This window comes from Streptomyces sp. A01 (assembly GCF_059026195.1).
On record NZ_JBWLKN010000031.1, the window covers coordinates 1 to 24,563 of the forward strand.

27 protein-coding genes and 1 other RNA gene are annotated in these 24,563 nt (G+C 66.1%); 22 read left to right on the forward strand and 6 right to left on the reverse strand.

Going from position 1 to position 24,563, the window contains the following annotated elements; translation table 11 throughout:
* Window positions 1–533 precede the first annotated feature (533 nt).
* The 9 genes from AC5P1B_RS30130 (at window position 534) to AC5P1B_RS30170 (ending at window position 9,604) form a co-directional block, all read left to right on the forward strand.
* Complete coding sequence (locus AC5P1B_RS30130; RefSeq protein ID WP_493891145.1) at window positions 534–1,511, forward strand: UDP-glucuronic acid decarboxylase family protein; 978 nt, start codon at window positions 534–536, stop codon at window positions 1,509–1,511.
* A 5-nt stretch (window positions 1,512–1,516) separates the two neighbouring features.
* Window positions 1,517–2,245 carry a hypothetical protein gene (locus tag AC5P1B_RS30135; RefSeq protein ID WP_493891147.1) on the forward strand — a complete coding sequence of 243 codons (729 nt, stop codon included), beginning with the start codon at window positions 1,517–1,519 and terminating at the stop codon, window positions 2,243–2,245.
* Window positions 2,238–3,293 carry a glycosyltransferase family 2 protein gene (locus AC5P1B_RS30140; protein ID WP_493891149.1) on the forward strand — a complete coding sequence of 352 codons (1,056 nt, stop codon included), beginning with the start codon at window positions 2,238–2,240 and terminating at the stop codon, window positions 3,291–3,293. The genes AC5P1B_RS30135 and AC5P1B_RS30140 overlap by 8 nt, the downstream gene beginning before the upstream one ends.
* On the forward strand, window positions 3,286–4,026 hold the full coding sequence (locus AC5P1B_RS30145; protein ID WP_493891150.1) for a polysaccharide deacetylase family protein: 741 nt from the start codon (window positions 3,286–3,288) through the stop codon (window positions 4,024–4,026). The genes AC5P1B_RS30140 and AC5P1B_RS30145 overlap by 8 nt, the downstream gene beginning before the upstream one ends.
* A gap of 218 nt (window positions 4,027–4,244) precedes the next feature.
* Entirely contained in the window at window positions 4,245–5,393 is a 1,149-nt protein-coding gene (locus AC5P1B_RS30150) for a hypothetical protein (protein WP_493891151.1), read from the forward strand.
* Window positions 5,394–5,432: 39 nt separating this feature from the next.
* A complete protein-coding gene (locus tag AC5P1B_RS30155; protein WP_493891152.1) occupies window positions 5,433–6,206 on the forward strand; it encodes a phytanoyl-CoA dioxygenase family protein in 774 nt (257 codons plus the stop codon).
* A 91-nt stretch (window positions 6,207–6,297) separates the two neighbouring features.
* Window positions 6,298–7,395 (forward strand): glycosyltransferase family 4 protein, encoded by a 1,098-nt coding sequence (locus AC5P1B_RS30160; protein WP_493891211.1) that lies wholly within the window; start codon window positions 6,298–6,300, stop codon window positions 7,393–7,395.
* Window positions 7,396–7,907: 512 nt separating this feature from the next.
* The gene (locus tag AC5P1B_RS30165; protein ID WP_493891153.1) at window positions 7,908–8,507 is read left to right on the forward strand and encodes a glycosyltransferase; all 600 of its coding nucleotides are present in this window, start codon (window positions 7,908–7,910) and stop codon (window positions 8,505–8,507) included.
* 14 nt (window positions 8,508–8,521) lie between these two features.
* Complete coding sequence (locus tag AC5P1B_RS30170) at window positions 8,522–9,604, forward strand: glycosyltransferase (protein WP_493891154.1); 1,083 nt, start codon at window positions 8,522–8,524, stop codon at window positions 9,602–9,604.
* A gap of 84 nt (window positions 9,605–9,688) precedes the next feature.
* Here the strand turns inward: AC5P1B_RS30170 and AC5P1B_RS30175 are convergent, their stop codons facing one another.
* Entirely contained in the window at window positions 9,689–10,117 is a 429-nt protein-coding gene (locus tag AC5P1B_RS30175) for an HIT family protein (protein WP_493891155.1), read from the reverse strand.
* 270 nt (window positions 10,118–10,387) lie between these two features.
* Window positions 10,388–10,930: a hypothetical protein gene (locus tag AC5P1B_RS30180; RefSeq protein ID WP_493891156.1), complete on the reverse strand. Its 543-nt coding sequence runs from the start codon at window positions 10,928–10,930 to the stop codon at window positions 10,388–10,390.
* Window positions 10,931–11,131: 201 nt separating this feature from the next.
* Here AC5P1B_RS30180 and AC5P1B_RS30185 point away from each other — a divergent pair, with 201 nt between their 5' ends.
* The 9 genes from AC5P1B_RS30185 to AC5P1B_RS30225 all read left to right on the forward strand — a co-directional run bounded on the left by AC5P1B_RS30185 (window position 11,132) and on the right by AC5P1B_RS30225 (window position 17,036).
* Window positions 11,132–11,710: a restriction endonuclease gene (locus AC5P1B_RS30185; protein ID WP_493891157.1), complete on the forward strand. Its 579-nt coding sequence runs from the start codon at window positions 11,132–11,134 to the stop codon at window positions 11,708–11,710.
* Window positions 11,711–11,712: 2 nt separating this feature from the next.
* Window positions 11,713–12,099: a DEAD/DEAH box helicase family protein gene (locus tag AC5P1B_RS30190; RefSeq protein ID WP_493891158.1), complete on the forward strand. Its 387-nt coding sequence runs from the start codon at window positions 11,713–11,715 to the stop codon at window positions 12,097–12,099.
* On the forward strand, window positions 12,035–12,778 hold the full coding sequence (locus AC5P1B_RS30195) for a DEAD/DEAH box helicase family protein (protein WP_493891159.1): 744 nt from the start codon (window positions 12,035–12,037) through the stop codon (window positions 12,776–12,778). The genes AC5P1B_RS30190 and AC5P1B_RS30195 overlap by 65 nt, the downstream gene beginning before the upstream one ends.
* Before the next feature lie 214 nt (window positions 12,779–12,992).
* Window positions 12,993–13,391, forward strand: coding sequence for a hypothetical protein (locus AC5P1B_RS30200; RefSeq protein ID WP_493891160.1), 399 nt, complete (start codon window positions 12,993–12,995; stop codon window positions 13,389–13,391).
* Window positions 13,392–14,028: 637 nt separating this feature from the next.
* Entirely contained in the window at window positions 14,029–14,646 is a 618-nt protein-coding gene (locus tag AC5P1B_RS30205) for a hypothetical protein (protein WP_493891161.1), read from the forward strand.
* Window positions 14,643–15,278 (forward strand): nucleoside/nucleotide kinase family protein, encoded by a 636-nt coding sequence (locus tag AC5P1B_RS30210; RefSeq protein ID WP_493891162.1) that lies wholly within the window; start codon window positions 14,643–14,645, stop codon window positions 15,276–15,278. The genes AC5P1B_RS30205 and AC5P1B_RS30210 overlap by 4 nt, the downstream gene beginning before the upstream one ends.
* Window positions 15,271–15,486 carry a hypothetical protein gene (locus AC5P1B_RS30215; RefSeq protein ID WP_493891164.1) on the forward strand — a complete coding sequence of 72 codons (216 nt, stop codon included), beginning with the start codon at window positions 15,271–15,273 and terminating at the stop codon, window positions 15,484–15,486. The genes AC5P1B_RS30210 and AC5P1B_RS30215 overlap by 8 nt, the downstream gene beginning before the upstream one ends.
* Before the next feature lie 365 nt (window positions 15,487–15,851).
* A complete protein-coding gene (locus tag AC5P1B_RS30220) occupies window positions 15,852–16,565 on the forward strand; it encodes a sulfatase-like hydrolase/transferase (RefSeq protein WP_493891212.1) in 714 nt (237 codons plus the stop codon).
* 21 nt (window positions 16,566–16,586) lie between these two features.
* Window positions 16,587–17,036 carry an NUDIX hydrolase gene (locus tag AC5P1B_RS30225; protein ID WP_493891165.1) on the forward strand — a complete coding sequence of 150 codons (450 nt, stop codon included), beginning with the start codon at window positions 16,587–16,589 and terminating at the stop codon, window positions 17,034–17,036.
* A 95-nt stretch (window positions 17,037–17,131) separates the two neighbouring features.
* Here AC5P1B_RS30225 and rnpB read toward each other — a convergent pair.
* Window positions 17,132–17,555, reverse strand: an RNA gene (rnpB, locus tag AC5P1B_RS30230) — RNase P RNA component class A.
* Between the two features lie 159 nt (window positions 17,556–17,714).
* Here rnpB and AC5P1B_RS30235 point away from each other — a divergent pair.
* From AC5P1B_RS30235 to eda, 4 genes are all read left to right on the forward strand, one after another.
* On the forward strand, window positions 17,715–18,080 hold the full coding sequence (locus AC5P1B_RS30235) for an ArsR/SmtB family transcription factor (RefSeq protein ID WP_493891166.1): 366 nt from the start codon (window positions 17,715–17,717) through the stop codon (window positions 18,078–18,080).
* Window positions 18,081–18,183: 103 nt separating this feature from the next.
* Entirely contained in the window at window positions 18,184–19,398 is a 1,215-nt protein-coding gene (locus tag AC5P1B_RS30240) for an APC family permease (RefSeq protein ID WP_493891213.1), read from the forward strand.
* A 371-nt stretch (window positions 19,399–19,769) separates the two neighbouring features.
* The gene (gene yaaA, locus AC5P1B_RS30245; RefSeq protein WP_493891167.1) at window positions 19,770–20,567 is read left to right on the forward strand and encodes a peroxide stress protein YaaA; all 798 of its coding nucleotides are present in this window, start codon (window positions 19,770–19,772) and stop codon (window positions 20,565–20,567) included.
* 291 nt (window positions 20,568–20,858) lie between these two features.
* Window positions 20,859–21,470: a bifunctional 4-hydroxy-2-oxoglutarate aldolase/2-dehydro-3-deoxy-phosphogluconate aldolase gene (eda, locus tag AC5P1B_RS30250; RefSeq protein WP_493891214.1), complete on the forward strand. Its 612-nt coding sequence runs from the start codon at window positions 20,859–20,861 to the stop codon at window positions 21,468–21,470.
* Window positions 21,471–21,613: 143 nt separating this feature from the next.
* On the opposite strand, the gene AC5P1B_RS30255 is transcribed toward eda, so the two are convergent.
* From AC5P1B_RS30255 to AC5P1B_RS30265, 3 genes are read right to left on the reverse strand one after another with little or no spacing between them, the layout of a single operon-like run.
* Window positions 21,614–22,834, reverse strand: a complete 1,221-nt coding sequence (locus tag AC5P1B_RS30255) for a bifunctional RNase H/acid phosphatase (protein WP_493891168.1) — start codon at window positions 22,832–22,834, stop codon at window positions 21,614–21,616.
* Between the two features lie 5 nt (window positions 22,835–22,839).
* Window positions 22,840–23,583, reverse strand: coding sequence for a zinc ribbon domain-containing protein (locus AC5P1B_RS30260; protein ID WP_493891215.1), 744 nt, complete (start codon window positions 23,581–23,583; stop codon window positions 22,840–22,842).
* Entirely contained in the window at window positions 23,580–24,443 is an 864-nt protein-coding gene (locus AC5P1B_RS30265; RefSeq protein WP_493891169.1) for a Nif3-like dinuclear metal center hexameric protein, read from the reverse strand. Before AC5P1B_RS30265 ends, AC5P1B_RS30260 begins: the two co-directional genes overlap by 4 nt.
* Window positions 24,444–24,563: the final 120 nt, after the last annotated feature.

A 24,563-nucleotide genomic window follows, 5' to 3' on the forward strand; every position in this document is an offset into this window, starting at 1 on the left:
CAGGGCCTGGGCCGACGTCGCCCGACGCACCCACCGCTCCAACACCGCCCGCTCATCAGCGGACAGCAGCAACGGCTCCAGCTTCGGGCCCCGACGAGGAACAGACGCACCAGCAGCAGAAGTCACACCACAACTAACGATCAACTACTGGCGCAGGACACTAGCGACTACTCGGCGGCGACCGGTGAACGGGGCTGCCAGCACACCCTGTTGGGATAAACCAGAACAAAGATCAAACACTCCAGAATGCTGCGTCAGGCCGGGTACGCTGCGCCGATGACCACTCATCCGTCCGGTCGAGGGCGGGGAAGGCGGGGTGCGTGCGGCATGACCCAAAACGTTGATCGGCGTCCCTTTCGAGGCGAAGCCGCAGGATTGTTCGGCCACGCCTAGCAGGACGGGCCGGGGGACTTGTATCGATGGTCTGAGACTGCGCCGTGTGGCTGTAGCCGCACCTCGTTCAGCTTCATCGGCTCTTTGAGCTATTCCCAGAAAGGTGTGAGTGTCATCTCCGAGGCATTTGAGGGATATAGGTGAATCGTCGTCGGTTAGTAATCACTGGCGGAGCCGGCCTACTCGGTTCCCATCTGTGTGAGCGTCTTCTGCGAGAAGGCGCGGAAGTGATTTGTCTGGACAACTTCGTGACAAGCGACCCGTCCAACGTCGCCCACCTCAAGGATCTCGGTCCGGGCACTGTCCTGCGTCACGACATCACTGAACCAGTGAACATCCCTGGCCCTGTCCATGCTGTGCTGCACTTTGCCTGCCCGGCCTCGCCGATCGACTACCTGCGCCTGCCGATCGAGACACTGAAGGTCGGCTCGTCCGGCACGCTGAACGCCCTCGAACTTGCCAGGGATAAGGGGGCGCGGTTCATTCTCGCTTCGACTTCAGAAGTCTACGGTGACCCGGAAATCCATCCGCAGCGAGAAGAATACTGGGGCAACGTGAACCCCATAGGACCACGCAGCGTCTACGACGAGGCGAAACGATACGCCGAGGCCCTGACCATGGCGTACCGGCGCACCTACGGAGTGGATACCGGCATCATTCGCATTTTCAATACCTACGGGCCTCGGATGCGGCACAACGACGGTCGCGCCATTCCCACATTCATCTGGCAGGCGCTCAACGGACTGCCGTTGACGGTCACTGGAGACGGAAGTCAGACGCGTTCCACGTGCTATGTGGACGACCTGGTCAGCGCCATCACACTCATGGCTGACTCAAAGCTCTCCGGCCCCATCAACCTTGGCAATCCCGAGGAGGTGTCCATGCTCGAACTCGCCGAACGAGTCCGCAACATCGTCGGTTCCACATCCCCGATCGTCTTCACGCCCCGCCCTGTCGACGATCCGACCGTACGCTGCCCCGACATCACGCTCGCGACCGAGTTGCTCGGCTGGAAGCCAACCATCGCCCTCGATGAGGGGTTGAAGCACACCGCTGAGTGGTTCCACCAGCAGTTGGAACGAACGCCTTGGCGACCTCCTGCGCACAGCGAGAGGTGATGACCATGTTCGAGTACCGGGAGGTAGTACCCCGGTCGCAAGTGCCGACCGTCATTATCTGCCACAACCTGCTGGGGGACCTCGTACAACTCGTCAGTTGGCTGGAGAGGTCAGGGCATCAGCAGATCACCCTTCTTGACAACGCCTCGACCTACCCTCCCCTCCTGGAGTATCTCGCTTCCAGCCCACATGACGTTCTGAGGCTGCGGCAGAACTTGGGGCATGAGGCCCCATGGATCTGCGGCCTAGTAGACAAGATCGGCAGTACGCGACCATTTGTTATTACCGACCCCGATGTTCTACCCGAGAACTCCTGTCCATATGACGCGGCCGAGTACTTCCAGGAATTGCTTCTCCGCCACCAGGATTTCGACAAAGCTGGCTTCAGCCTGAATATCGACGATATACCCGAGTGGTACCCCCACCGGGAGGTCGTCGTCCAGTGGGAGAAGCCATTCTGGTCGAAAGAGATCGAACGCGGCGTATACGCCGCGCACATCGACACGACGTTCTCCGTCCATCGGCCCGGAACTCCCTACAAGGTCACAGAAGCACTGCGCACAGCATCCCCTTACAACGCCCGCCATATGCCCTGGTACAGGGACCCGCGGTATCCCGATGACGAGACCAAATACTTCTTCGAGAGGCGGCGGTCCGACATCGGTTACTGGAACCGAAGTGAACTCCCGGCACGGGCTACAGCCCAGGTTCGGAAGGAAGACCCACGTGGATGAGCCAACGGTGTCAATCTTCATTCGCAACCGGGACGAAGCGGCGGCCCTCAGGCATGCGATCGCGAGTCTGCGAAAGCAGGAGATAGACGGACAGATGGAGATCGTCGTGCTCGACAACGAGTCGACCGACGGCAGTCCACAGGTAGCGACCGAAGGCGGTGCCCGGGTATTCACACTGCCGCGGGAACTCTTCGGCTACGGGCGAGCGATAAACCTCGGCGTCGAGCTGTGCCGTGGAAAGATTGTAGTTCTCCTTTCCTCTCATTCCATTCCCCAGGACGAGCGGTGGCTTGCGGAGCTCATCCGTCCCATCCAGGAGAACGACTCCATAGGCGCTGCGTTCTGCCACCAAGTGCCGACTTCGCGCATCTCAACTTTGGAGAAGCAGCGCTTTGCCTGCTTCCCCAGCCGTTCGCAGACCTTGGACAAGAAGCGGTTCCTCGCCTTGTGTGAGACAGGTGCCGATCCATACGAGGTAGCAGTGTTCTCCAACTCGGCATGCGCAGTTCGTCGTGAAGACGCGTTGACACAGCCCTTCCGTGACCTGCTCTACGCCGAGGACCGCGCATTCGTTGTCGACTTGGTGATGGCAGACAGATCGGTCGCCTTTGTGCGCCAGGCCGTCGTCTCCTACGAGCGGCCGATGACCTGGAAGAGTTCCTACGCCGTCGGCTATCGCGCTCAGGTATCCAAGTGCCTCATCCGTGAACTCGCGGCAACATACTCAGGAATCAGGTACGGGATGGGTCGAGAGCGGGCCAGGCGCCTGACCCGCGCGGGCGGCGTCATTCTGGTGCTGCTGTTGAGGCTCGCGCTGTCACTGGGTGAAGCTCGTGGCCTGAAGCGCCGGTCTGCTCTCCACGCCTACCGTGCCACCGGCGCGACGTTGGGCATGGCTAAGGGTGTCCTGTATTGGAGGCGGCACGTAGAGACTCTGTCGCGTGATGGCCTTCAACTGCAGGAGGCGCGTCAACGCTGCAGGCCATACATAACGCAGGCTCACATGTCTCACGACCGCCCGGGCACAGTGGGAAGCTCAGATGGCTGATGCGACGCAAGCATCACGCACCGACGACAGTGGCCAGCTCCGACCCCGAGCGGAGATCTCGGTTGCCGGCTCCCTTTGCGCTGTCCGCACTGCCGAGCCGCACATCGTGCTCACGTACGACGATGGCCCTGACCCGGACGGGACCGAGCGGATCCTGACAGCCCTCGCGGAGTACGGCTCGACCGCGACGTTCTTCGTGCTGCTGTCGAGAGCCCGGCGCTTTCGCTCCGTACTCGGTCAGCTTCTGGACTCCGGGCACGAGATCGGGCTGCACGGACCTGACCACCGGCGGCTGACCAGTCTGCCCTTCTTAAATGTCCAACAGCGCACCAGCGATGCGAAACGCGAACTGGAGGACATGACCGGGCGAGAGGTGAGGTGGTTTCGGCCTCCTTACGGCGCTCAGACCCGGGAGACCTGGCATGCCGTCACCGGCATCGGTCTCGAACCTGTCATGTGGGGGCCCACGATGCTGGACTGGAAAGACACACCCATCGACGACCACGTAGCCGAAGCGCGAATTGGTGCGATGGCAGGGTCCATCGTGTTGGCCCATGACGGCTTCGCCGGCCCGGAGGACGGCGTTGACGATGGCCCCGCACCAACATTCGACCGGGGCGACCTGACACGGCGTGTACTCGATGCATACAGGGAGAGCGGTCTCCTCGGCCGTTCACTCGCGAACGCGTTGGCTCGCGGAACGCCGATACGAGAAGCATGGTTCAAGCGCTAGATGCTGTCCACGGCAGCACAGCAGGTGGTGCAACGGCCGAAGCGAGGAAGCGAGTTTCAATTTTGAGCACCAGCGGAACCAACGCAGCTGACCTGGCAGCCCAGGAGTCACCCAGGCTCGCATCAGAGCGGTTTCGCTTCCGACTCATCGCCCGCGGAGAGAAGGCGAATGCCCTCGCTCTGTTCGCGGTGAAGTCCTTGAGGCGGTGCCACCCCAACGTGGATATCGTCCTCGTGGATGCGAATGACACCCCCCAACTCGAATACAGCGCGTTCGGCATAGTCAGTGGGTTCAGGCTTCTCCACATCGTTCCGGAGGAAGACGAGGTGGCCAGGGCCGTGGGCCGAGGGACACGCCACCACTTGCTCTACTGGCGGCACTCTCGGCAGCTACTCAACGCCCTGCCGCACTCCGACCGGTACGACGTCCACTGCGATGCGGACATCGTCTTCCTGCGTCCCCTGCACCTCGCGTCGCTCCTGGCCCCGTTGGCGAAGGGGCGCATAGCCGCCGCCGTCGATGAGTCGAGCCTCGAGTACTACGCGAAGTTGGGGAGTTTGGCACCTACCCCTGCAGGCGGTCTCTTGCCAGCAGCTGGATCGGGTGGCCCCCTCCTACAGGCGGGCATGATTTTCTCTAACCCCATGGATGACGGCGGTTTCTACGACCAGTTCTGGAAGCTCGCGGTGGACGCAGCGAACTCCGGCTGCCTCACCGATCTTCCCTGGGACGACATGTGCGTGGTTTCAGCGCTGCTTGGTCAGGGCGGTCCTCTCTGGGATCGGCTGCTGCCGCTGGGCCATGAGTGGAACTACATCACCGATACGGTCAAGGACCCTGGCGTCTTCGGGTGTGCTGCCCACTACGGAGGACACAGGGCCAAGGCATTCGTCCTGGGCCAGGCCGATCGTCTCTTTCCTCAGCCGCAGGTGGATCGCACTGAGTACCCCTGGGGAACGGCGACGACCGTCGACCCGGAAACACGACGCCCATGCCTGGTCCGCGGCCCTTGGCAGGGTCACGATCCGTGCGATGGACGAGTCACCTCCGGTTCTTCAGGGGCATCCTTGACTGTCGGGCTCCCCTTCGCCCTCACCTGGGCGATGTACGACGACGCATCAGATTTCGTCCTACGCGCCGACGTGATGCCCGGCGATTCCGAGCCGTCGCAGGAACCAGCCGCAGTGGCCTTCCTCGTCTATCTGGACGGACGTCTCGCCCATCGCCTGGAGCCGAAATACGGCCGTGTGGATACGCAAGTGCGGCTCGACCACGTGGAGACCGTAACCCTCATCGGGGTGAGTGCCGTCGGAGGTTCCACAGCCCGCATCGCGGCACCGTTCGCCCGTGGGCCGGCCGCACGCTGACCGCGCAATCGAGTATTCCTGTCGATATGGAGGTGGGCCGTGATAATTACACCGCAGCGCAAGGAACCGCTCTCGCGCGAAGAGCTGTACCTGTTCGACACGATGGGATTCGTTAAGATTTCCAACTTCCTTTCACGAGAGGATTCCGAGAGCTGCCGTACTGAGCTATTGGACTTCCCGTCACGATTGATGGAGGGCCGGGGAGATAAAGAGCGATTCGACGACTTGGTGGCGTGCAGTCAGAAGTTCAGGAGCCTTGCGGAGAGCCAGGCTATGCGGGACTGCGTCGATCCCGTCGTCAACCAGCCCTATCGGCTCATCGAGAGCTATGCTCTCCGGCGAGAAAGCCAGAGCATCTTCTACCTGCACAACGGAAACAGTGAGATCCTGCGTTATGGCGAGGATCGTTCCGTGCAGCGAAACATGAGCTTCAGTCACACTTTTCACGACGGCAAGTTGTTCTGCATGTTCATAAAGGTACTCGTCTACCTGACCGATGTACGGGAGCCTGGTGACGGCCCATTCTGCTATCTGCAAGGCTCACACAAGGCCAATTATCCTTGGTTCCACGAGCCGGAGTCCTCGGGTGCCCTACCAGCTCTGACCAAGGAAAACTTCCCGTCCCTGGACTACGTTCGAGCGGAGGCAGGAGACGCAATCGTGCTCAATGAGGCGCTTCTGCACGGAACCCTGCCAAAGGAAAGCGAGGGAGAACGGCTGGTCCTGGCATTCAGCTTTGCGCCGGCCTTCGTCACTGACTGGAAGGAGATCGACCTCCGGTCTCCTTCGATCGACAAGCTGGGGCACTACTGAGCGGCATTGAGAGGAGAGTAGAGGACAAGTGTCAGCGTCGGTATTGGAACAGCGACGCCTCCATATCGTCATCTTCTCCGCAGAGAGCCTCATGGACGGATATGGCTCAGCGACCGCTCTGCGTACGTTCGTAGACTCCGTACTCTCGCACTCGCGTTGGCGTGTGACGCTCGTCGTCCCTGATCGTGTCTTGCCTCGCCAGATGCCTGGCGAAGGCCGTGTCAGACGGATACGTGTGCCCATGTCCGCTTCTTGGGGCCGACGCATCCAATTGGCAGGCTATGTCACCCTCGCGTCAGTGCGCGGCCTCGCCGGCTTCGCACCGAGGCCGGACATCGTCATCAGCTGGCAACCTCTCCCCGGGGCCCTGGCTGGGCGCACCACGGCGAAGCGTCATGGGGTGCCACACATCGTGCGAACTTGCGGTCCGGAACTCTCCCGTGAGTGGAGCAAGTTTCCGTGGATCAGTTCGGTGTCGCGCCCTTTGACTCACAGCCTGCTTGGTAACGCGGATGCCGTCGTGGTGAAGTCGGAGTTGGAGTGGTCACTGGTGGCAAGTGCCGCCAAAGCCCCTCGTGTCCATCTGATACGCAATGCCGTCGACGAAAAGTTCTTCACGGCGCGACAGTCAAGGGACCATGGCGCCGTGCGCTTTCTGGCGGCCTGCCAGCTGGAACCGCACAAGGCACCGTGGCGACTGGTCAAAGCCTTCTCCGATGTGCAGCGAACATCATCCGAGCGCGTCAGCCTCACCATTGTCGGTGACGGCTCACTGCGTGAACGCCTTGAGAGAGAATGCTCCCATCTCAAGGGGTGCATCGAGTTCAGGGGGAGAGTCCCTCACGGTGACATGCCCAGTATCTATGCACACCACGACGCCTTCATCCTGTCGTCCTCGTTGGAGGGCTGCTCGAATGCCGCACTTGAGGCGATGGCCTCCGGCCTGCCCGTTATCGGGATGAGATCGGCGCTGAGCGATCTCATCCAGGATGGGATCCACGGCTTCCTCTGTAACTCGCCGGATACCGACAGCATTCGCAGAGCCATCGATCGCTTTCTCGATAGGGCAGCAACGGATCGAGCGCGTATCGGGCGTGCTGCACGCAGCAAGGCTCAGGACCACTCCACTCGGGCACTGATCCGCGCCTACGGTCACTTGATAGAGGAACTTTCATGCGATTTTCCCTGAAGGCTCGAGAGTCGACGGTGGCCCTCTTCGTAGCGGATCGTCAATCTGCTTCGAGTCGTCTGCGTGCTCTCCATTTCGCCGACCAACTAGCTCGGGAAGGGATCGGCGTACGCGTGTGCATTACGCGGCCATCGAAGTACCTGACCCATCCGTCATGGCTGCCGAGGAACGCGTCATGCCGCCTTCCCTACCTCTCGCTGGGAATGCTATCTATCATGGTTCAGCGCCTGTGGCAGATCTGCACGGTCGTTCCACGCGTGGACGTCGTGCTCCTGCAGAAAGATCTACTGTTCCGCTCTCGGATTAAAATCCTAGAGAGACTCCTCTTCCAGATCGCCCGTCTGCGCCGCGTGAGGGTCGTGTTCGATCTAGATGACGCTATATATCTGGGATCGGCGCACCAAGCGGTCCCTCACATGCTGTCAAAGATCGCTTATATAGCCAGATCTGCGACCCTATCGCTAGCCGGGTCTGAACCAATAGCAGCGCACCTTCGTCCTTATGCTGAGGATGTGCGGATCTTTCCCACTTGCATCAATGCAGGTGAGCGCCCCACCCGCTCATACGAGACCACCAGTAGCACGCTGAGGTTGGTGTGGGCCGGCACGCCGACTAACGCCTGGTATCTCAAGCCGGTGACGGAGGCATTGGCAAAAGTACAGAGCACCGTACGCCTGGAGGTTGAACTGGTCACCCGCCTCGATGAGCTCCCCCCCGATCTGCTGGAAGGGTTTCCCCTCCGGCTCACCGAATGGTCAGAGCAGAGAGAAAAGGAAGCATTGCTGAGGGCGGATGTTGCGTTGGCTCCACTGGGAGATGACACGTGGACTCGAGCAAAGTGTGGGGGGAAGATCCTCGGATACTTCGCCTCGGCCACGCCGGTCGTGGCATCACCTGTGGGCGCACAAGCCGCAATGGTGAGGCACGGCGAGACCGGCTTGCAAGCGGCTTCCAATGAAGAATGGGCAGCCGCTCTGCTGGCCCTGTGGGGAGACAAGAGTATGCGGGAGCGGTTGGGAATGGCGGGTCGCGACTACTTGGAGAAAGCCCTCAGCACAGAAGCGCGCTACCCCGAGTGGCGTGATCACATCATGGGACTGGCCAGTACCTAGGCCGGGAGTGACGCATGCACATCGCATTTCTTCTGCCGGACCTGCCCCTGTCGGGCGCAGCCACCCGAACTGTTCATCTTGCTGAGCACCTAGCTGCCCATGGACACCGCGTGGACTGTATCACGTTCCTTCGCACCGTCGACACAAGTCTGAAATCGCGGCTGCGGCGAGCGGGCGTTCAAGTTGTACGTCTTACGGAGCCTTCCGGCCTGAGATATACGTTGGAACTTCTGTTCCGCAGGAAAAGAGTAGTGTTTCACGCTGCCATGCCGACCGCCGGGATTCTAGCTCTACCTCTGGCGCGCATTTCCAAAAACCCAATCGTGTACAGTTACACCAACTGTCTGCACACTCAAAGGCCATTCGCAACGCGATCACCCCGTGATCACTTCAAGAGCGGTCTGGAGTCATTCCTGGCCAAGAGGTGCGATATTCTGCACGCCGTCTCCAGTAGTGTCGCTGAGCAACTTTTGAGGGAATACCCTTACACTGCCGGACGCGTGCGCTCGATCCCGCACCACCACACCCCGCCAGCATCGGAGGACCCATCCACCCGCGCTCTCGATAAAATCCTCAGCTGCTCACCGAAGCTACTGTGCGTGGGGCGTCTCATCCCGCACAAGAGAGTTAACGACGCTATCCGCGCCGTCGCCCACCTACGCCAGACATACCCTCGTGTCATGCTCACCGTCCTGGGAGCAGGCCCACAGCATGCCCCGCTGGTAGCTCTCGCCGAGGAGCTTCACCTAGCCGAGCACGTACACTTTGCCGGCACCTCGGGCAGTCCGGACATCTTCTTCGAATGGGCCGACGTTCTGCTACATCCCTCATTGTTCGAGGGCTATCCGAGGGTATTTGTTGAAGCTCAGGCCAAACGGGTGCCGATCGTGACTATCGAATCCCCTTATTCTCGAAACTTCGCCGATCCCCAAAGGCTCGTGCACGTGGCCAGGCCCATGGATGCGCAATCGCTGGCAGAGCAGACGATCGAGGCGTTGGCTCACACTCAATCACTGGGCGCGTACACCAATCCCTCGCACACATGTGACTTCTGCGACCTATACGGTGATGTGCTCGCCGCAGAACGCTTGCCATAGCACGGCGACGTGACGAAGCGTCCAGGAGCCCAAGCGAGTATGGCGGCTCTGCGGGGAGCAATTGCACTCGGGGAGTTCACAACCTCAAGTCGCGCGTAGGTCGTCCGCCTTCGCCAGGGTCATAGCGAGTTGAAGAATCGGATCGACCTGGACTCGGTGATGAGACCGGTCCGTTGGCCACGTAGAGAACCCGTCGTTGGGCCAGCGGGGTACAACGTGGAAATGGAAATGCGGCACCGATTGCTCCGAGCCTGGGCCGCTGGCGCTGAGGATGTTCACACCCGCGGCTTTCAGGACGGACTGCATCGCGCCGGCCACTTCCTGCGCCAGCGCCACGGTCTCCGCCAGTACATCGCGTGGTACGCCGAAAAGGTCCGTGTAGTGCACCGTTGGAATAACCAGCGTGTGCCCCGGCGCAAGAGGGTCCAGAGGGGCGAAGGACGTGACCGCTGGCCTGCGGGTTATCCAGCGAGCGGAGTCCTCGCGAACGAGAGTACAGAACACGCAGTTCATACCCGCTGACCCTGCCAGACCTCTAACGGTACCCACCACCGAAATCAGGGCAACTGTTGCTGCGTTCCCTTCGGGCGCGCGACGCAGTCGGCAGCCAGCGGGCTTTCGCTCCGTTCCTCAATCGCGTCCAGAAGGTGGCCCAACGGACGGTTCGTCGTACACAGTCTGGTATCCCATTCGAAGGCCAGTTCTTCCAGCGCGGATGTGTGACAGCGGATGGCGGAGATGATTCCGGTGAGTGTGTACGGGGCCGGCGCCCCGGTCAGCCGCTCAGACCAGGCGTTCCCAGCGAGTCCCGCCGTATCGGTGATGGTTTGTGCCCGCCTCGCGGTCACGCAGGAGCATCGCTATCACGAGGACGTGACAAACAAGCTGCAGAGTGAGGTGCGCGCCAATCAGCATGTCACCACGCGCGGCCTTGACGGCGGCGAGCACAGCGTCGAACCGCAAGGAGTTGATCAGCTCGACGACTGCGCTTCCCGCCTCTGGCACTTCCAAGCGCATCTCGGGCGCGAGCGCTGGGCAGGCGGGAGCTGCCGTAGCAGTGATGTCGAGGCGGCGGAGATTGGATAGGACGAGACGCATGCAGTACCGCGGCTGATCGCTGCTGCGGTTGACTGCGAAAACCGGGGCCAGAGAGTTGCCGATGCGGCGCGTGAAGTCCTCGGTGGTGGTGATCGGGTCCTCAGTGATGAGCATCACGTCGAGATCAGACCAGTGGTCCACCCCGACTCCGTTACCGCTGGCGGATGCGTGGACACGGACCTTTTGAATGCGTTCATCGTGGGCAGCAAGCTCCATAAGTTCGGACAAGGTTCGCGATTGCCACCCGAACGCCGGAAGCCGAGAGCTTGCGTGACCGTCCCGCTCCATCCCCTTCTCGGAGCTGCTCAGGTCTGTGACTTTAGGGTAGTCGGGGAGTGCTGTCGGTTAGGCTTCCTGCGAATACTCGGGTGCGATCTTGCCGGTACGCGGGAGTGCGTACCGCTGACTGGAACGGGGAACCGAAGCGCAGTGGCCACGACGGTGCACGACGTCCTCAGGACAATCCGTGACGGCGCGGACACGAACCGCGATTTCGGAACGCGCTTCGAGCAGCTCATGGTCCAGTACCTGCGCACCGACCCGCGGTACGCCGGCCACTTCAGCGACGTGTGGATGTGGACCGACTGGCCGAGCAACGGCACCAAGATCGACACCGGCATCGACCTCGTGGCCCGGGAACGGGACACTGGCGACTTCTGCGCGATCCAGTGCAAGTTCTACGAGCCGGATCACGTCTCGCAGAAGGCCGACATCGACTCCTTCTTCACCGCCTCCGGCAAGGCGCCCTTCACCAGACGCTTGATCATCTCCACCACCGACAAGCGGGGCAAGAACGCCGAGGACGCGCTCAACAGTCAGCAGATCCCGGTCACCCGGATCGGTCTGGCCGACATCGCACAGAGCCCCGTCGACTGGGACGTTGTCTGGCCGAAGCCTGGCGAGAACATCCAGCTGCGCCTGGAGCACAAGAAGTCGCTGCGCCCGCGCCAGGAAGAAGCCGTCGACGCGGTCCTCGAGGGCTCACCAGTCACAACCGCAGCAAACTGATCATGGCTTGCGGCACCGGCAAGACCTTTACCTCGCTGAAGATCGCCGAGCGGCTCGCAGAGAAGGGCGGCGACGAGCTGAGCCGAGTCCTGTTCCTCGTTCCGTCGATCTCGCTGCTGTCACAGACCCTGCGGGAATGGACCGCCCAGAGCCAGACGCCGCTGCACAGCTTCGCGGTCTGCTCGGATGCCAAGGCCAGCAAGCAGACGGTGAACGGCGACAACCAGGACATGAGCTCCCATGACTTGGCCTTCCCCGCCACCACCGACCCCGCCCGGCTGGATCCAGCAGATGAAGCGGGCCGAGGCGACCCACGGCCTCTCCGTGATCTTCTCCACCTACCAGTCGATCACCACCGTTGCCCAGGCCCAGAAGACCGGTCTGCCTGACTTCGTCCTCATCTTGTGCGACGAAGCCCATCGCACCACCGGCGTCACCCTGGCCGACAAGGTCGGCCAGGACGGGTCACAGTTCGTCAAGGTCCACGACAACACGTTCCTCAAGGCCGACCGCCGTCTCTATATGACGGCGACGCCGCGTCTGTTCAACGACGAGACCAAGTCGGACGCCAAGCAGAACGACGCCGTCCTGTGTTCCATGGACGATGAGGCGCTGTACGGCCCGGAGTTCCATCGACTCGGCTTCGGCAAAGCCGTCAAACAGGGCCTGCTCACCGACTACAAGGTCCTCATCCTCACCGTCGATGGGGAGTACGTGGCCTCCTCCCTCCAGCAGCAGTTCGCCGACCAGAACAGCGAGCTGTCTCAGCTCGACGACGCCGTGAAGATCATCGGCTGCTGGAACGGCCTGGCCAAGCGGTCGGGAAGCTTCGCTGATGGCACAGGCTTCCAGCCTGGCGAAGCCCCGATGAAACCTGCGGTCGCCTTCGCCAAGAACATCGCCGGCTCAAAGAAGATCACCGACCCGTTCGCCGAGGTTGTCAGCGCCTACGACGGTGCCAACGAGGACATCCTGAACTGCGAGGTCAACCACGTCGACGGCACCTTCAACTCCCTGCGCCGCAACGTGCTGCTCGACTGGCTCAAGCAGGACCCGGGCGAGCACTAGGCCTGCATCCTCTCCAACGCCCGCTGCCTCTTCGAAGGCGTGGACGTCCCCGACCTGGATGCGGTGCTCTTCCTCCACCCGCGTAACTCCGTGGTGGATGTCGTCCAGTCCGTCGGCCGCGTCATGCGCCTGGCCGAGGGGAAGCAGTACGGCTACATCATCTCGCCCGTCGGCATCCCGGCGGGTATGGCCCCGGAAAAGGCCCTCGCCGACAATGCACAAGGAACTGTCCGACGCCATCAATGGCAGCGGCACGACCGGCACATCCGCGTACGACCGGCTGCAGAGCGCGGTGCAGGGCTTCAGCGACAAGACCAAGACCGCCGACGACCGAGTCGACAACCTCATGCGAGCACTCGACGCTCTCAACGGCAACACGCAGTCCTTCCACGACGCGACCGCGCAGCTCAACTCCGTGATGCTGCAGATCGACGACACGATGAAGGGCAACATCGACCGTGCCGAGAGCTGGGGTAAGGCCCTGGTCGACAGCGACGGCCTGGTGAACACCGCGTCCCGCAATGGCCAGACCCTCAACAGCCAGCTCACCGAGCTGCGTGACTCGATGCTTGGTGCGCCATCAAGGCGCAGGAGGCCGCGGAGCAGGGCCTGATGCCCATGTCCGAAGCGATGGACAAGGGGCAGGGCACGATGGAGCGGGCCCGCGCAAAGGCGATCCAGCTCGCCATGGACATGGGAATCCCCAAGGCCCAGGCGGAGGCTCTCGCCGACCAGATGGGGTTCATCCCGGACACCGTCACCACGCTGATGACGACGAAGGGCATCCGGAGTCGACGGCCCAGATCCTCGGACTGCGCGGCAAGTTGTACAGTCTCGGGGCTGGGAAGTCGATCACTGTCAAGGCGCCGACCGCGGATGCGAGGAAGCAGCTCGAACTCCTCGGATTCAAGGTGACGGGCCTGCCCGGTGGGAAGAACGTGCGGATCACCGCGCCCCGAGCGCTCCCGGACAGCACTGCCGCGTGACCTCCGACAGGATATCCGCGCCGCAGTGGCATAGGGACAGCTACTTGGTTGCGCTCGACACCCAGTTGAGATAGCCGATAGACCCGCCCGTGACCGGCACGGCGAGCTCAAGCGCGTCTACTTCACCGGCGGCGAACCCCTGACCTCCCCCTCGCCCGCCCTGTCCTGGAACATCTCCCAGAGCCGGGGCCGGATGCCTCCTACACCCTGATCACCAACGGAACTCGCATCCGCACGCACCGGTGGTGGCTGTCCAAGACTCACTTGGACAAGGTGAAGGTGTCCCTGCACTACTTCTCCGACGAGTCCTTGAAGGCCATTGCCGGAACCCGGATCGGGATCGGAGCCGTTCTCGACGGGATCGAGGTGGCACGAGATGTCTTCGAGCGGGTCGAGCTGAACACACTCCTCCAGAAAGAAAACGCTCACGAAGTCCGGAAGATCCTCGACTTCGCACTCGAACGACGTATGCCGGTCCAGTTCATCGAACTCATCGGCACCGACTTCAACGAGGGCCGGGCCTCGTCTGCCGTGTCGGCCGACGAAATCGTTGCGTACCTGCGCACACTCACGAGCGATGAGCACACTGAGGTGGCCGGTGTCGGGCAAGGGCGTCGCGTCTTCCGAATCGACGACATCGAGTTCGATGTCATCCATCGCAACCTGGGCCGCCATCGCATCGGCCAATGCGGCGCCTGTCCCCTGCGTGCCAAGTGTGTCGAGGGGTTCTGGGCCCTCCGCGTCGACCACGACGGTGGAATCCAGCCGTGCCTCCTGCGCGAAGACCTGCGGCTGGACATCAAGGAGCTTCTGGCCGATCCAACGCGGCTCTCCGAAGCCGTCGCCGGGCACGTCACTTCCTTCACCGAGGGGACCCTATGAGGCTGCCGCCCGCCTACCTGCCCATCGACTACGACGGCTCGTCGGGACCGCTCCTCGTCTTCGAGGGCGTATCTGGGATAGGCAAGACGACACTCGTCAAGACCGTGACCCGACGCCTGAAGGCAACGAGCCTGCATACGCTGCCGCTCCCACACTCGGCCTGGTCGTCTGCCGTGAACTTGCGACTGCGGCCCCTCCCACAACTTGCCTTCTACCTTTCGGGATTGCTGCACGCCTCCGACGCGGTCCGGCGCGCCCGAATGACCGGCCCGGTCATGGCCGACCGGTACGTCTCCTCTGTGATCGCGTGCCACGCAGCGATACACGGCGTAGAGGTGGAGACCGTCACCGGACTTCTGGAGCCGTTCCGGCCCTACCTGGTGCAGCCGACTCACACCTTCTACCTCCGATGTTCTGAGTCGACCTTGCGACAGCGCATGGCCGAAAAACAGGACGTGAAGCAGGACGACACCGATCTCTTCGCAATTCCTGACCGCCTTCCGCGCCTGCTCGCGAACTGCGAAGCAGTGGCCGCCTCAGACACCACGACCGTCGTCGTCGACACCGACGACAAGACGCCCGACGAACTCGCCAACTGGGTCATCGCCCACCTGGAGGCCAACGGTGCTTAACCCCATCGACACCGATGCCGTGATCCGTGGCGGCGGCGCTATCGGCCGGTTTCCCGGCGAGATCCACGAGGGAGTCGCATGGTGGCTTGGCGCTTGCCTCGTGGTCACCCACAAGACCCACCGGATCGGCGTCGCCCACAACGGTCATCCTGCCATCGCCGAGTTCGCGAGCCGCTTCTGCCGAGGTGCGATCAATGCTCAGCACTAGGCCTGCGATGTACGGTTCCTCGGCCACCAGACCGAAGAGCGGCTATTGGCCGCGCTCAAGAGCTTTCAAGGAGCCCCGGGCGCGTGGCTCTCGGCGAGCACCGACGACAGTCTGCTCACCATTCGGATCACCCTCTACAACCGGCAGGGCCTTGCCCTGGACGACACGAACGGCCTCGCGCAGATCCGACGGATGATCGCCGAAGACCATGTGCCGATCCCGGTCAACGACCAAGCCCGAGGGACCATCGAGCCCTGGCATCACCAGTTGACCGGGCCGGAAGGAGTGTCGTGGTCGACGCAGCCGAAATCATCCGGACCGGCACCAGCATCCTTTTCGTCACCCTGGACTCGCTACGACACGACGTGGCACGTAGCGCCCTCGACAATGCGCTCACTCGCAGCTCGCCAGCCTGCTACCCGAGGGCGGCTGGGAGCGTCGACATACCCCAGGCAGCTTCACGCTTCCCGCCCACATGGCCTTCTTCTCCGGGTTCCTGCCCAAGCTCCCGCAACCCGAGCAGCCACCCCGCCTCTGGGAGTGTCGCCCACCGGCCTTCAAGGCAGTTCCGAAGGAGACGTTCGTCTTCGAGGCATCGAACCTGCTCAACGGTCTGGCGAACACGGATACCGAAGCGTCTGCGTGGGGGCGTCACCTACTTCTCCCGCGAGACACCGCTCGGCTCCGTCCTGCCCGACCTCTTCGACAAGGACCACTGGCGACCCGAGTTCTGCTCCCCTGAGATGGACTCCACTCGCCACCAGGTTGACCAAGCTTTGGAGATCGCCGAGAAATACGACGACCGCCCGTTGTACCTCTTCGTCAATGTCTCGGCCACCCATGTACCCCACGGTCACCACATCGACGAAAGCCTGGACTCCATCGCGTCGCAGAGGGCCGCCCTGTCTTACGCGGACGGACATCTCTGCCGCCTGATCACCACGCTGACCGCGAAGCGGCGATGGCTGATCATCATGTGCGCCGACCACGGTGACGCCTACGGCGACGACGGCTTCCACGGTCGCGGAATCGCCCACCCTGCCGTCATGAACGTGCCCTTCGCCGCCTGGGTGCGCTGACGCTCGCTACTCTCGCGAGTCATGAGCGACGATGCGCAAGGCCACGAACCAGGCTGCGACGCCTCCATTGTTGTAGCCCGCGACGCCGACGGGCTGGTTGCCCTGCTGAGCGCCGACTTCCCCCGCCACGGGGGCGAGTACCTCTTCTTGCCCGGCGGGCGGAGTGAAGACGGCGAGACGGCTGAGGCGTGCGCACGCCGCGAACTGAGTGAAGAGGCTGGCGTCACTGCCGAGACGTGGAGGCCGCTCGGCTCTTACGCCATCACCCTCGGATCGACGGCGCGCGTGCATCTTTTCGAAGCTCAGCAGTTGACCCGCGGACCACAGGACCTCACCCCCACCGAGGAGGGCTACAAACTCGCTTGGTGGCCCATGGAAGACGCGATCAACGCAGCGTCACACGGCCGGTTCCTTCCTCCCGCCGGCCCGTTGGCCCTACTCCTCGCACAACGGGCGCTGCAAGGCGACTGAGCCACTTCAGCCAACCAACTACCGCCACAAGGGCTAGCAAAAAGCCCTCTGACCTGCGAGAAAGCAGATCAGAGGGCCTCGCTTCAGCCGACCGACGGACGAGTCGGCCATGTACGCCGGGTTCTGTCACCCAGGGGCCTTGCGGCCCGAGGGGAGGCGGCCATCCATCTAGGACTGCCGTTGCCGACAGCCTCATGCGGTCTACCCGTGAACTCGGGCGGGCAGCCCTCGGACGTTCACGCAGAGCCACCAATCGGCGGCCCCTCTTGACCTTGCTCCGGGTGGGGTTTACCTAGCCGTCCGAGTCACCTCGGACGCTGGTGGTCTCTTACACCACCGTTTCACCCTTACCGGGCGCCTTTCGGCCCCCGGCGGTTTGTTTTCTGTGGCACTGTCCCGCGGGTCACCCCGGGTGGGCGTTACCCACCACCCTGCCGTGTGGAGCCCGGACGTTCCTCGGCGGGCTTCTTCCGCTTCCGGAGACGCGGCAGAGCCCGACGCGGCCGCCCAGCCGACTCGTCCGTCGTACCGACCATGCTACCCGCAGCGAGCTGGGCCTTTTCGCGCGCGGCCCAGCGGACACGACGCGCCACGCGAGCACCTGCGGGGCCCGGCGGGGGCGGTCCGAGGCGTGGGCCGGCCTTGGCGGATGGTGGCGGGGGTCGACAAGATTGCCTCATGCCGATCGCGAGTGAACCACCGGCGGTCAGCCCGCCGCCGTCGAGCACCCAGCCGTGCTGCCCGCCGCTGACCCAGCACGCCCTGACCATCGCCGAGGCCGAGCGCACCGCCGCCATGTTCAAGGCGCTCGGCGACCCCGTGCGGCTGCGGCTGTTCTCCAAGATCGCCTCACACGAGGGCGGCGAGGCGTGCGTCTGCGACATCCGGGACGTCGGCGTCTCGCAGCCGACCGTCAGCCACCACCTCAAGAAGCTGCGCGAAGTGGGCCTGCTGGTGTCCGAGCGGCGCGGCACCTGGGTGTACTACCGCGTCGCTCCCGAAGTGCTGGCCTCCCTCGCGGGCGCCTTCGCCGTGTCAGGCTGAGCCGATGGCGCGCACCAGCCCCGACCCGTCTCCCGGCCCGGCCTCCGGCCCCGCGCCAGGCACCGGCGGTCTCCGGCGTGAGCTGGGCACCTTCGACGCGGTCATGACCGGCCTCGGGGCGATGATCGGCGCCGGTGTCTTCGCCGCGTTCGCCCCCGCCGCCCGCGCCGCCGGGTCCGGCCTCCTCATCGCGCTCGGCGTCGCCGCCGTCGTGGCCTACTGCAACGCCACCTCCTCCGCCCGGCTCGCCGCCCGCTACCCGGCCTCGGGCGGTACCTACGTCTACGGCCGGGAACGGCTCGGCCCCTTCTGGGGGCATCTCGCCGGGTGGGGGTTCGTGGTCGGCAAGACGGCGTCCTGCGCGGCCATGGCCCTGGTCGTGGGGTCGTACGCCTGGCCGGAGCACGAACGGGTGGTCGCGGTCGCCGCCGTCGTGGCGCTGACCGCCCTGAACTGCCTCGGCATCCAGAAGTCGGCCTGGCTGACGCGCGCGGTCGTCGCCGTGGTGCTCGTCGTTCTCGCGGCGATCGTGGTCACCGTGTGGACCGGCGGCCACACGCGCGCGCCGTGGGCGGCGGACAGCACGGCCACGGACGTCACACCCGGCGGCGTCCTCCAGGCGGCGGGGCTGCTGTTCTTCGCCTTCGCCGGATACGCCCGGATCGCCACTCTCGGCGAAGAGGTGCGCGACCCCGCCCGTACGATCCCGCGCGCCGTTCCGCTCGCGCTCGGCATCGTCCTCGTCGTCTACGCGGCGGTGGGCGCCGCCGCGCTGGCCGCGCTCGGCCCACGGGGGCTGGCGGATGCGGGCGCGCCGCTCGCCGACGCGGTACGCGCCGCCGACGCGGGCTGGATGGCCCCCGTCGTGCGGTGCGGCGCGGCACTCGCCGCCCTGGGATCGCTGCTCGCGCTGATCCTCGGGGTCTCCCGTACCACCCTCGCCATGGCACGCGACCGGCATCTGCCGCACGTCCTGGCGGCCGTCCACCCACGCACGGCCGCCCCGTACCGTGCGGAGCTGGCGGTCGGCGCCGTGGTGGCCGTGGCGGCGGCGACAGCGGATCTGCGCGGGGCGATCGGCTTCTCGTCCTTCGGCGTGCTCGCCTACTACGCCGTCGCGAACGCCAGCGCGTGGACGCTCAGCACCGAGGAGGGGCGGCCGCCCCGTGCCATCCCGCTCGTCGGCCTCGCCGGATGCGCGGCACTCGCCTTCGCCTTGCCGCTCACCTCCGTACTGGCGGGAACGGGCGTACTGGCGCTCGGCGTCGTCTCGTACGCGGTGCGGGCGCGGCCCAGGGAGCGGCGCGACGAGGAGTGACAAGGCGTGACCAGGTGGGAGCCGGTCGCGGTGGTGACCGGGTGGCTACGCGCGCGTGGGTGCGCTGGGACCTGCCACGGCTGCGTGACTGGTGCCTCCCCGGTGGCTGCGCGCGCGTGGGCGCACGTGGGCGGTGACAGGGTCCGCCGCCGGATGCGGAGGGCGGCATTTCTGTGGCCGCACCTCACCGGCATAGGCTGCGGCGGGGCCGCGCACGGGCCGCCGCCGGGACACCGCTGGACGTCCGGGCCCACCTGGCCGCTCCGGCCCCCGTGCCCGCCCCTGCCGACCGGCTCGTACGCCCCGTCGTCCGCGCCATGGCCCGCGCAATGCCCGTAGACCGTCGTCCCGTCCGTGTGAGGAGAACCGCCGTGCTCGTCTTGTTGCCGCCGTCCGAGGGGAAGGCCCCGAGTGGGTCCGGCGCCGCGCTCGACCTCGGGGCGCTGTCGCTGCCCGGGCTCGGCACGGCGCGCGAGGCGGTGCTCGATGAGCTGGTGACGCTGTGCGCGGGGGACGAGGACAAGGCGGCCGAGGTCCTTGGGCTGAGTGCCGGGCTGCGCGGCGAGGTCGCGAAGAACGCGGAGCTGCGCACCGCCGGTGCCAGGCCCGCCGGGCAGATCTACACCGGAGTCCTGTACGACGCGCTGGGCCTGGCGACGCTGGAACCGGCGGCGCGGCGGCGCGCGGCCCGGTCCCTGCTGGTGTTCTCCGGGCTGTGGGGCGCGGTGCGGATCGGTGACCGGATTCCCTCCTACCGCTGCTCGATGGGCGTGAAGCTGCCCGGCATCGGCGCGCTCGGGGCGTACTGGCGGGCGCCGATGGCCGAGGCGCTGCCGGAGGTCGCGGGCCGGGGCCTGGTGCTCGATCTGCGGTCGGCGGCGTACGCGACGGCCTGGAAGCCCAAGGGCGAGACCGCCGAGCGCACGGCGACGGTGCGGGTACTCCAGTCCACGACCGTGAACGGGGTGGAGAAGCGGACCGTCGTCAGCCACTTCAACAAGGCGACGAAGGGCCGGATGGTGCGGGACCTGCTCACCGACGGGGCGACGCCGCGCGGACCCGGGGAACTGGTGGACGCGCTGCGCGAGCTGGGCTACACGGTGGAGGCGCAGCCTCCGGCCAAGCGCGGCACGGGCTGGGCGCTGGACGTCGTGGTGACCGAGGTCTGACGTAGGGACGAGCGACTGTTGCGCTTTGCGCAACGGGCATTGCAAGTGCCGCCCACGGGGCGGATGATGGGCCGCGTGACTCGTCGTGCTGCCTCCTCCCCCGTCGGCCCCACCGGTCCTTCCGGCCCCGCTCCGTCCACCACCCCGTTCTCCGCCCCGTCCGCCGCCCCGTTCACCGCTCCATCCACCGTTCCCCCGGCGGCAACCGGCGGCCCCGCCAGTTCCCCGCCGGAACCGGACCCGGTCCCGGTACCGGAGCCGACTCCCGTACCGCGACCGGTACCGGGGTCGGTGCTGGGGCTCGCGGCCGTCGTCCCCGTGGTCGTCATCGACGACGTCGCGGACGCGGTGCCGCTCGCGCGCGCCCTGGTCGCCGGGGGGCTGCCCGCGATCGAGGTGACGCTGCGCACCGCCGCGGCCCCCCACGCCATCGCCGCCATCGCCGACGGCGTCCCTGGCGCCGTGGTCGGCGCCGGTACGGTGCTGAGCCCCGAGGGGGTGGACACGGCGGTCGCGGCGGGGGCCAGGTTCCTGGTCAGCCCCGGCTGGACGGAGCACCTGCTGGCCGCCCTCCTGGAGTCGGGGCTGCCGTTCCTGCCCGGGGTCTCCACCGCGTCGGAGGTGCTTGCCCTGCTGGAGCGCGGCGTACGGGAGATGAAGTTCTTCCCGGCGGAGGCGGCCGGAGGCGCGGCGTTCGTGAAGGCCCTGTCCGCGCCGCTGCCGCAGGCCCGGTTCTGCCCCACCGGCGGCATCGGCCCGGCCTCGGCGCCCGCGTATCTGGCGCTGCCGAACGTGGGATGTGTGGGCGGGAGCTGGATGCTGCCCGCCGACGCGCTGCGCGCGAAGGACTGGGGCCGGGTCGAACGCCTGGCCCGCGAGGCGGCGGCCCTGCGCCAGTGCTAGGCGGGCCGGAGTCGTCATGCCGTACGGGTCACGCCGGGCTGGTCACGCCGGGCTGATCACGCCGGGCTGATCACGCCGGGCCAGGCGCGCGTTGCGCGCGGCGTCGGGCCCGCCCGGTGGCAGGCCCGGCACGCGGCGGCGGGTCAGCGCAGGTGTGAGGTGTCGTTGAGCAGCCGCAGCGACGCGTTGCCGTCGCCGTAGTAGGCCACGGCCGAGAGCGAGGCGGCGGACAGCTCCATCCGGAACAGCGCCTCGGGCGGTGCCCCGAGCGCCAGCCTGACCAGGGTCTTGACGGGCGTGACATGCGTGACGAGCAGCACCGTCTTGCCCGCGTAGCGGGCGATGAGCTTGTCGCGGGAGAGTGCGACCCGGCGGGCGACGCTGGCGAAGCTCTCGCCGCCGCCGGTCGGTACGGCCTTCGCCGAGGCCAGCCAGGCGTCCAGGTCGGCCGGGTAGCGGTCGCGTACCTCGGCGAACGTCAGGCCTTCCCAGGCGCCGAAGTCGGTCTCGCGCAGGCCCTCGTCGATCCGCACCTCAAGGCCGAGCCGGGTGGCGACCGCTTCGGCCGTCTCGCGGCAGCGGCGCAGCGGTGAGCTGACGACGGCCTGGATGGTGCCCCGGGTGGCGAGCGCGGCGGCCACGTACGCGGCCTGCTGCCTTCCCGTAGCCGAGAGTTCGGGGTCGGCGCCGGTGCTGCCCGAGAACCGCTTCTCCGGGGTCAGCGCCGTCTCGCCATGGCGCAGCAGGACGAACGTGGTGGGCGCGCCGAGGTCGGCGGGCGCGGCCCAGCCGACGGGCGGGCCCGCCGGTTCGGCGACCGGCGCGGCGTCGGTGGCCGGAAGGGCGTGGGCGCCGGTCGTGGTGTCCGCCGCCGCGACGGTCGCTGTGGCGCCGCCCGGGCGTGCGCCCACCGTCAGCGCCGCCGTCGAGGCCGACGGCTGCCAGCGCTCGCCGCGCTTGGTCGCGTCCATCGCCTCGTTCGCCAGCCGGTCCGCGTGCTTGTTCTGCTCGCGCGGAATCCAGGCGTAGGACACCTGGTCGGGCGGGAAGACCGTCTTCGCTTCCGCGGCGAGCGGCCGCATGTCCGGGTGCTTGATCTTCCAGCGGCCCGACATCTGCTCGACGACGAGCTTGGAGTCCATCCGGACCTGGATCTCGGCTGTGGGATCGAGCGCGTACGCCGCGCGCAGGCCCGCGATCAGGCCCTTGTACTCGGCGACGTTGTTGGTGGCGGTGCCGATGGAGGCGGCCGCCTCGGCGAGGGTCTCACCGGTCACCGGGTCGAGGACGACGGCGCCGTACCCCGCGGGCCCCGGGTTGCCCCGGGACCCTCCGTCCGCCTCGACGACAAAGCGGTTCGGCATCCGGCTCACAGACCTGACTCGGGCGTACGGACCAGGATGCGGCGGCAGTTCTCGCAGCGAAGGACCTCGTCGGCGGGCGCTGCCTTGACCTCGTTGACCTCGGTGATGTTCAGCTCAAGGCGGCAGCCCTCGCAGCGGCGCTGGTAGAGCCGGGCGGCGCCGACGCCGTTCTGCTGGACGCGCAGCTTCTCGTACAGCTTCATCAGGTCCGCCGGCACGGAGCCGGCGATGACCTCGCGCTCCTTGGTGGCCGTGGCGGCCTCGGAGTCCATGGCCTCCGTCGCGGCGTCGCGGCGCGCGGTCGCGTCGATCACCTTCGCCTCAAGGGAGGAGACGCGCTCGGTGAGTTCCACGGCGCGCTCCTGCGCGGCTTCGCGGCGCTCCATGATCTCCAGGACGACGTCCTCCAGAGCGCCCTGCCGCTTGGCGAGGGAGACGATCTCGCGCTGGAGGTTCTCCAGGTCCTTGGGCGAGGTGACGGCGCCGGAGTCGAGACGCTGCTGGTCGCGGACGGCGCGCTGGCGGACCTGATCGACGTCCTGCTCCGCCTTGGTCTGCTCGCGTGCGGTGTCACCCTCCTCGGTCTGCGAGGCGACGAGGAGATCGCGCAGCTGCGTGAGGTCGGCGTTCAGGGTCTCGATCTCGTGGTGCTCGGGCAGGCTCTGACGCTTGTGAGCGAGCTGCGAGAGGCGGGCGTCGAGGGCCTGGACGTCGAGAAGGCGGATCTGGTCGGCGGGCTCGGCGTTCAGTTCGGGGCTCCTGGGCTCAAGGGTGTGGCGGGGACAGTGGAGGCCGCGTGCGCGGTCCAGGGGTCGGTGACGGCGCGGGAGACGTGGGTGCGCAAGCCCCACCCGTGCCGGTCGGAAATCTCGTCGAGCTGCGCCGCCGCCTGCTCGGTCCAGGGCCACTCCGTCGCCCAGTGCGCGGCGTCGACGAGTGCCAGCGGGCTGTGCTGCTGGGCCTCCGAGGCCGGGTGGTGGCGCAGGTCCGCGGTGACGTAGACGTCGGCCCCGGCCGCCCGTACGGCGTCGAAGAGGCCGTCTCCGGAACCACCGCAGACCACGACGCTACGGACCATACGCTCCGGGTCGCCCGCGACGCGGATGCCCTGCGCCGTGCGCGGCAACCGGGCCGCGGCCCGCTCGGCGAACGCGCCCAGGGTCATCGGGGCGTCCAGCTCGCAGACCCGGCCGAGACCGCGGCGTCCGGCCGCGTCGGCCGGGTCGGGGACCAGGGGCGCGACGACCCGGAGGTCGAGGGCCCCGGCGAGCGCGTCGGAGACGCCGGGGTCGGCGCGGTCCGCGTTGGTGTGCGCCACGTGCAGCGCGACGTCGTTCTTGATCAGTGTGTGCACGACCCGGCCCTTGAAGGTCGAGGCGGCGACCGTCGTCGTGCCCCGCAGGTAGAGCGGGTGGTGCGTGACGAGCAGGTCGGCACCGAGCCGTACCGCCTCGTCGGCGACATCGAGAACGGGGTCAACAGCGAACAGGACGCGCGTAACGGGCTGGTCAGGGTCTCCGCAGACCGTGCCGACGGCGTCCCACTCCTCGGCCCGCGCGGGGGGCCAGAGGGCGTCGAGCGCGGTGAGGACTTCAGCGAGTACGGGCACGGCTTAGAGGTTACCTGTCCACCGCGCCCCTACGCCCCTGAGCTGTCAGAGCGGCCGTCCCACCAGCCGTCCCGCCGCAGCCCCGGCGGACGGCGCCGGCCGGTACGGGCTGGCACGCGT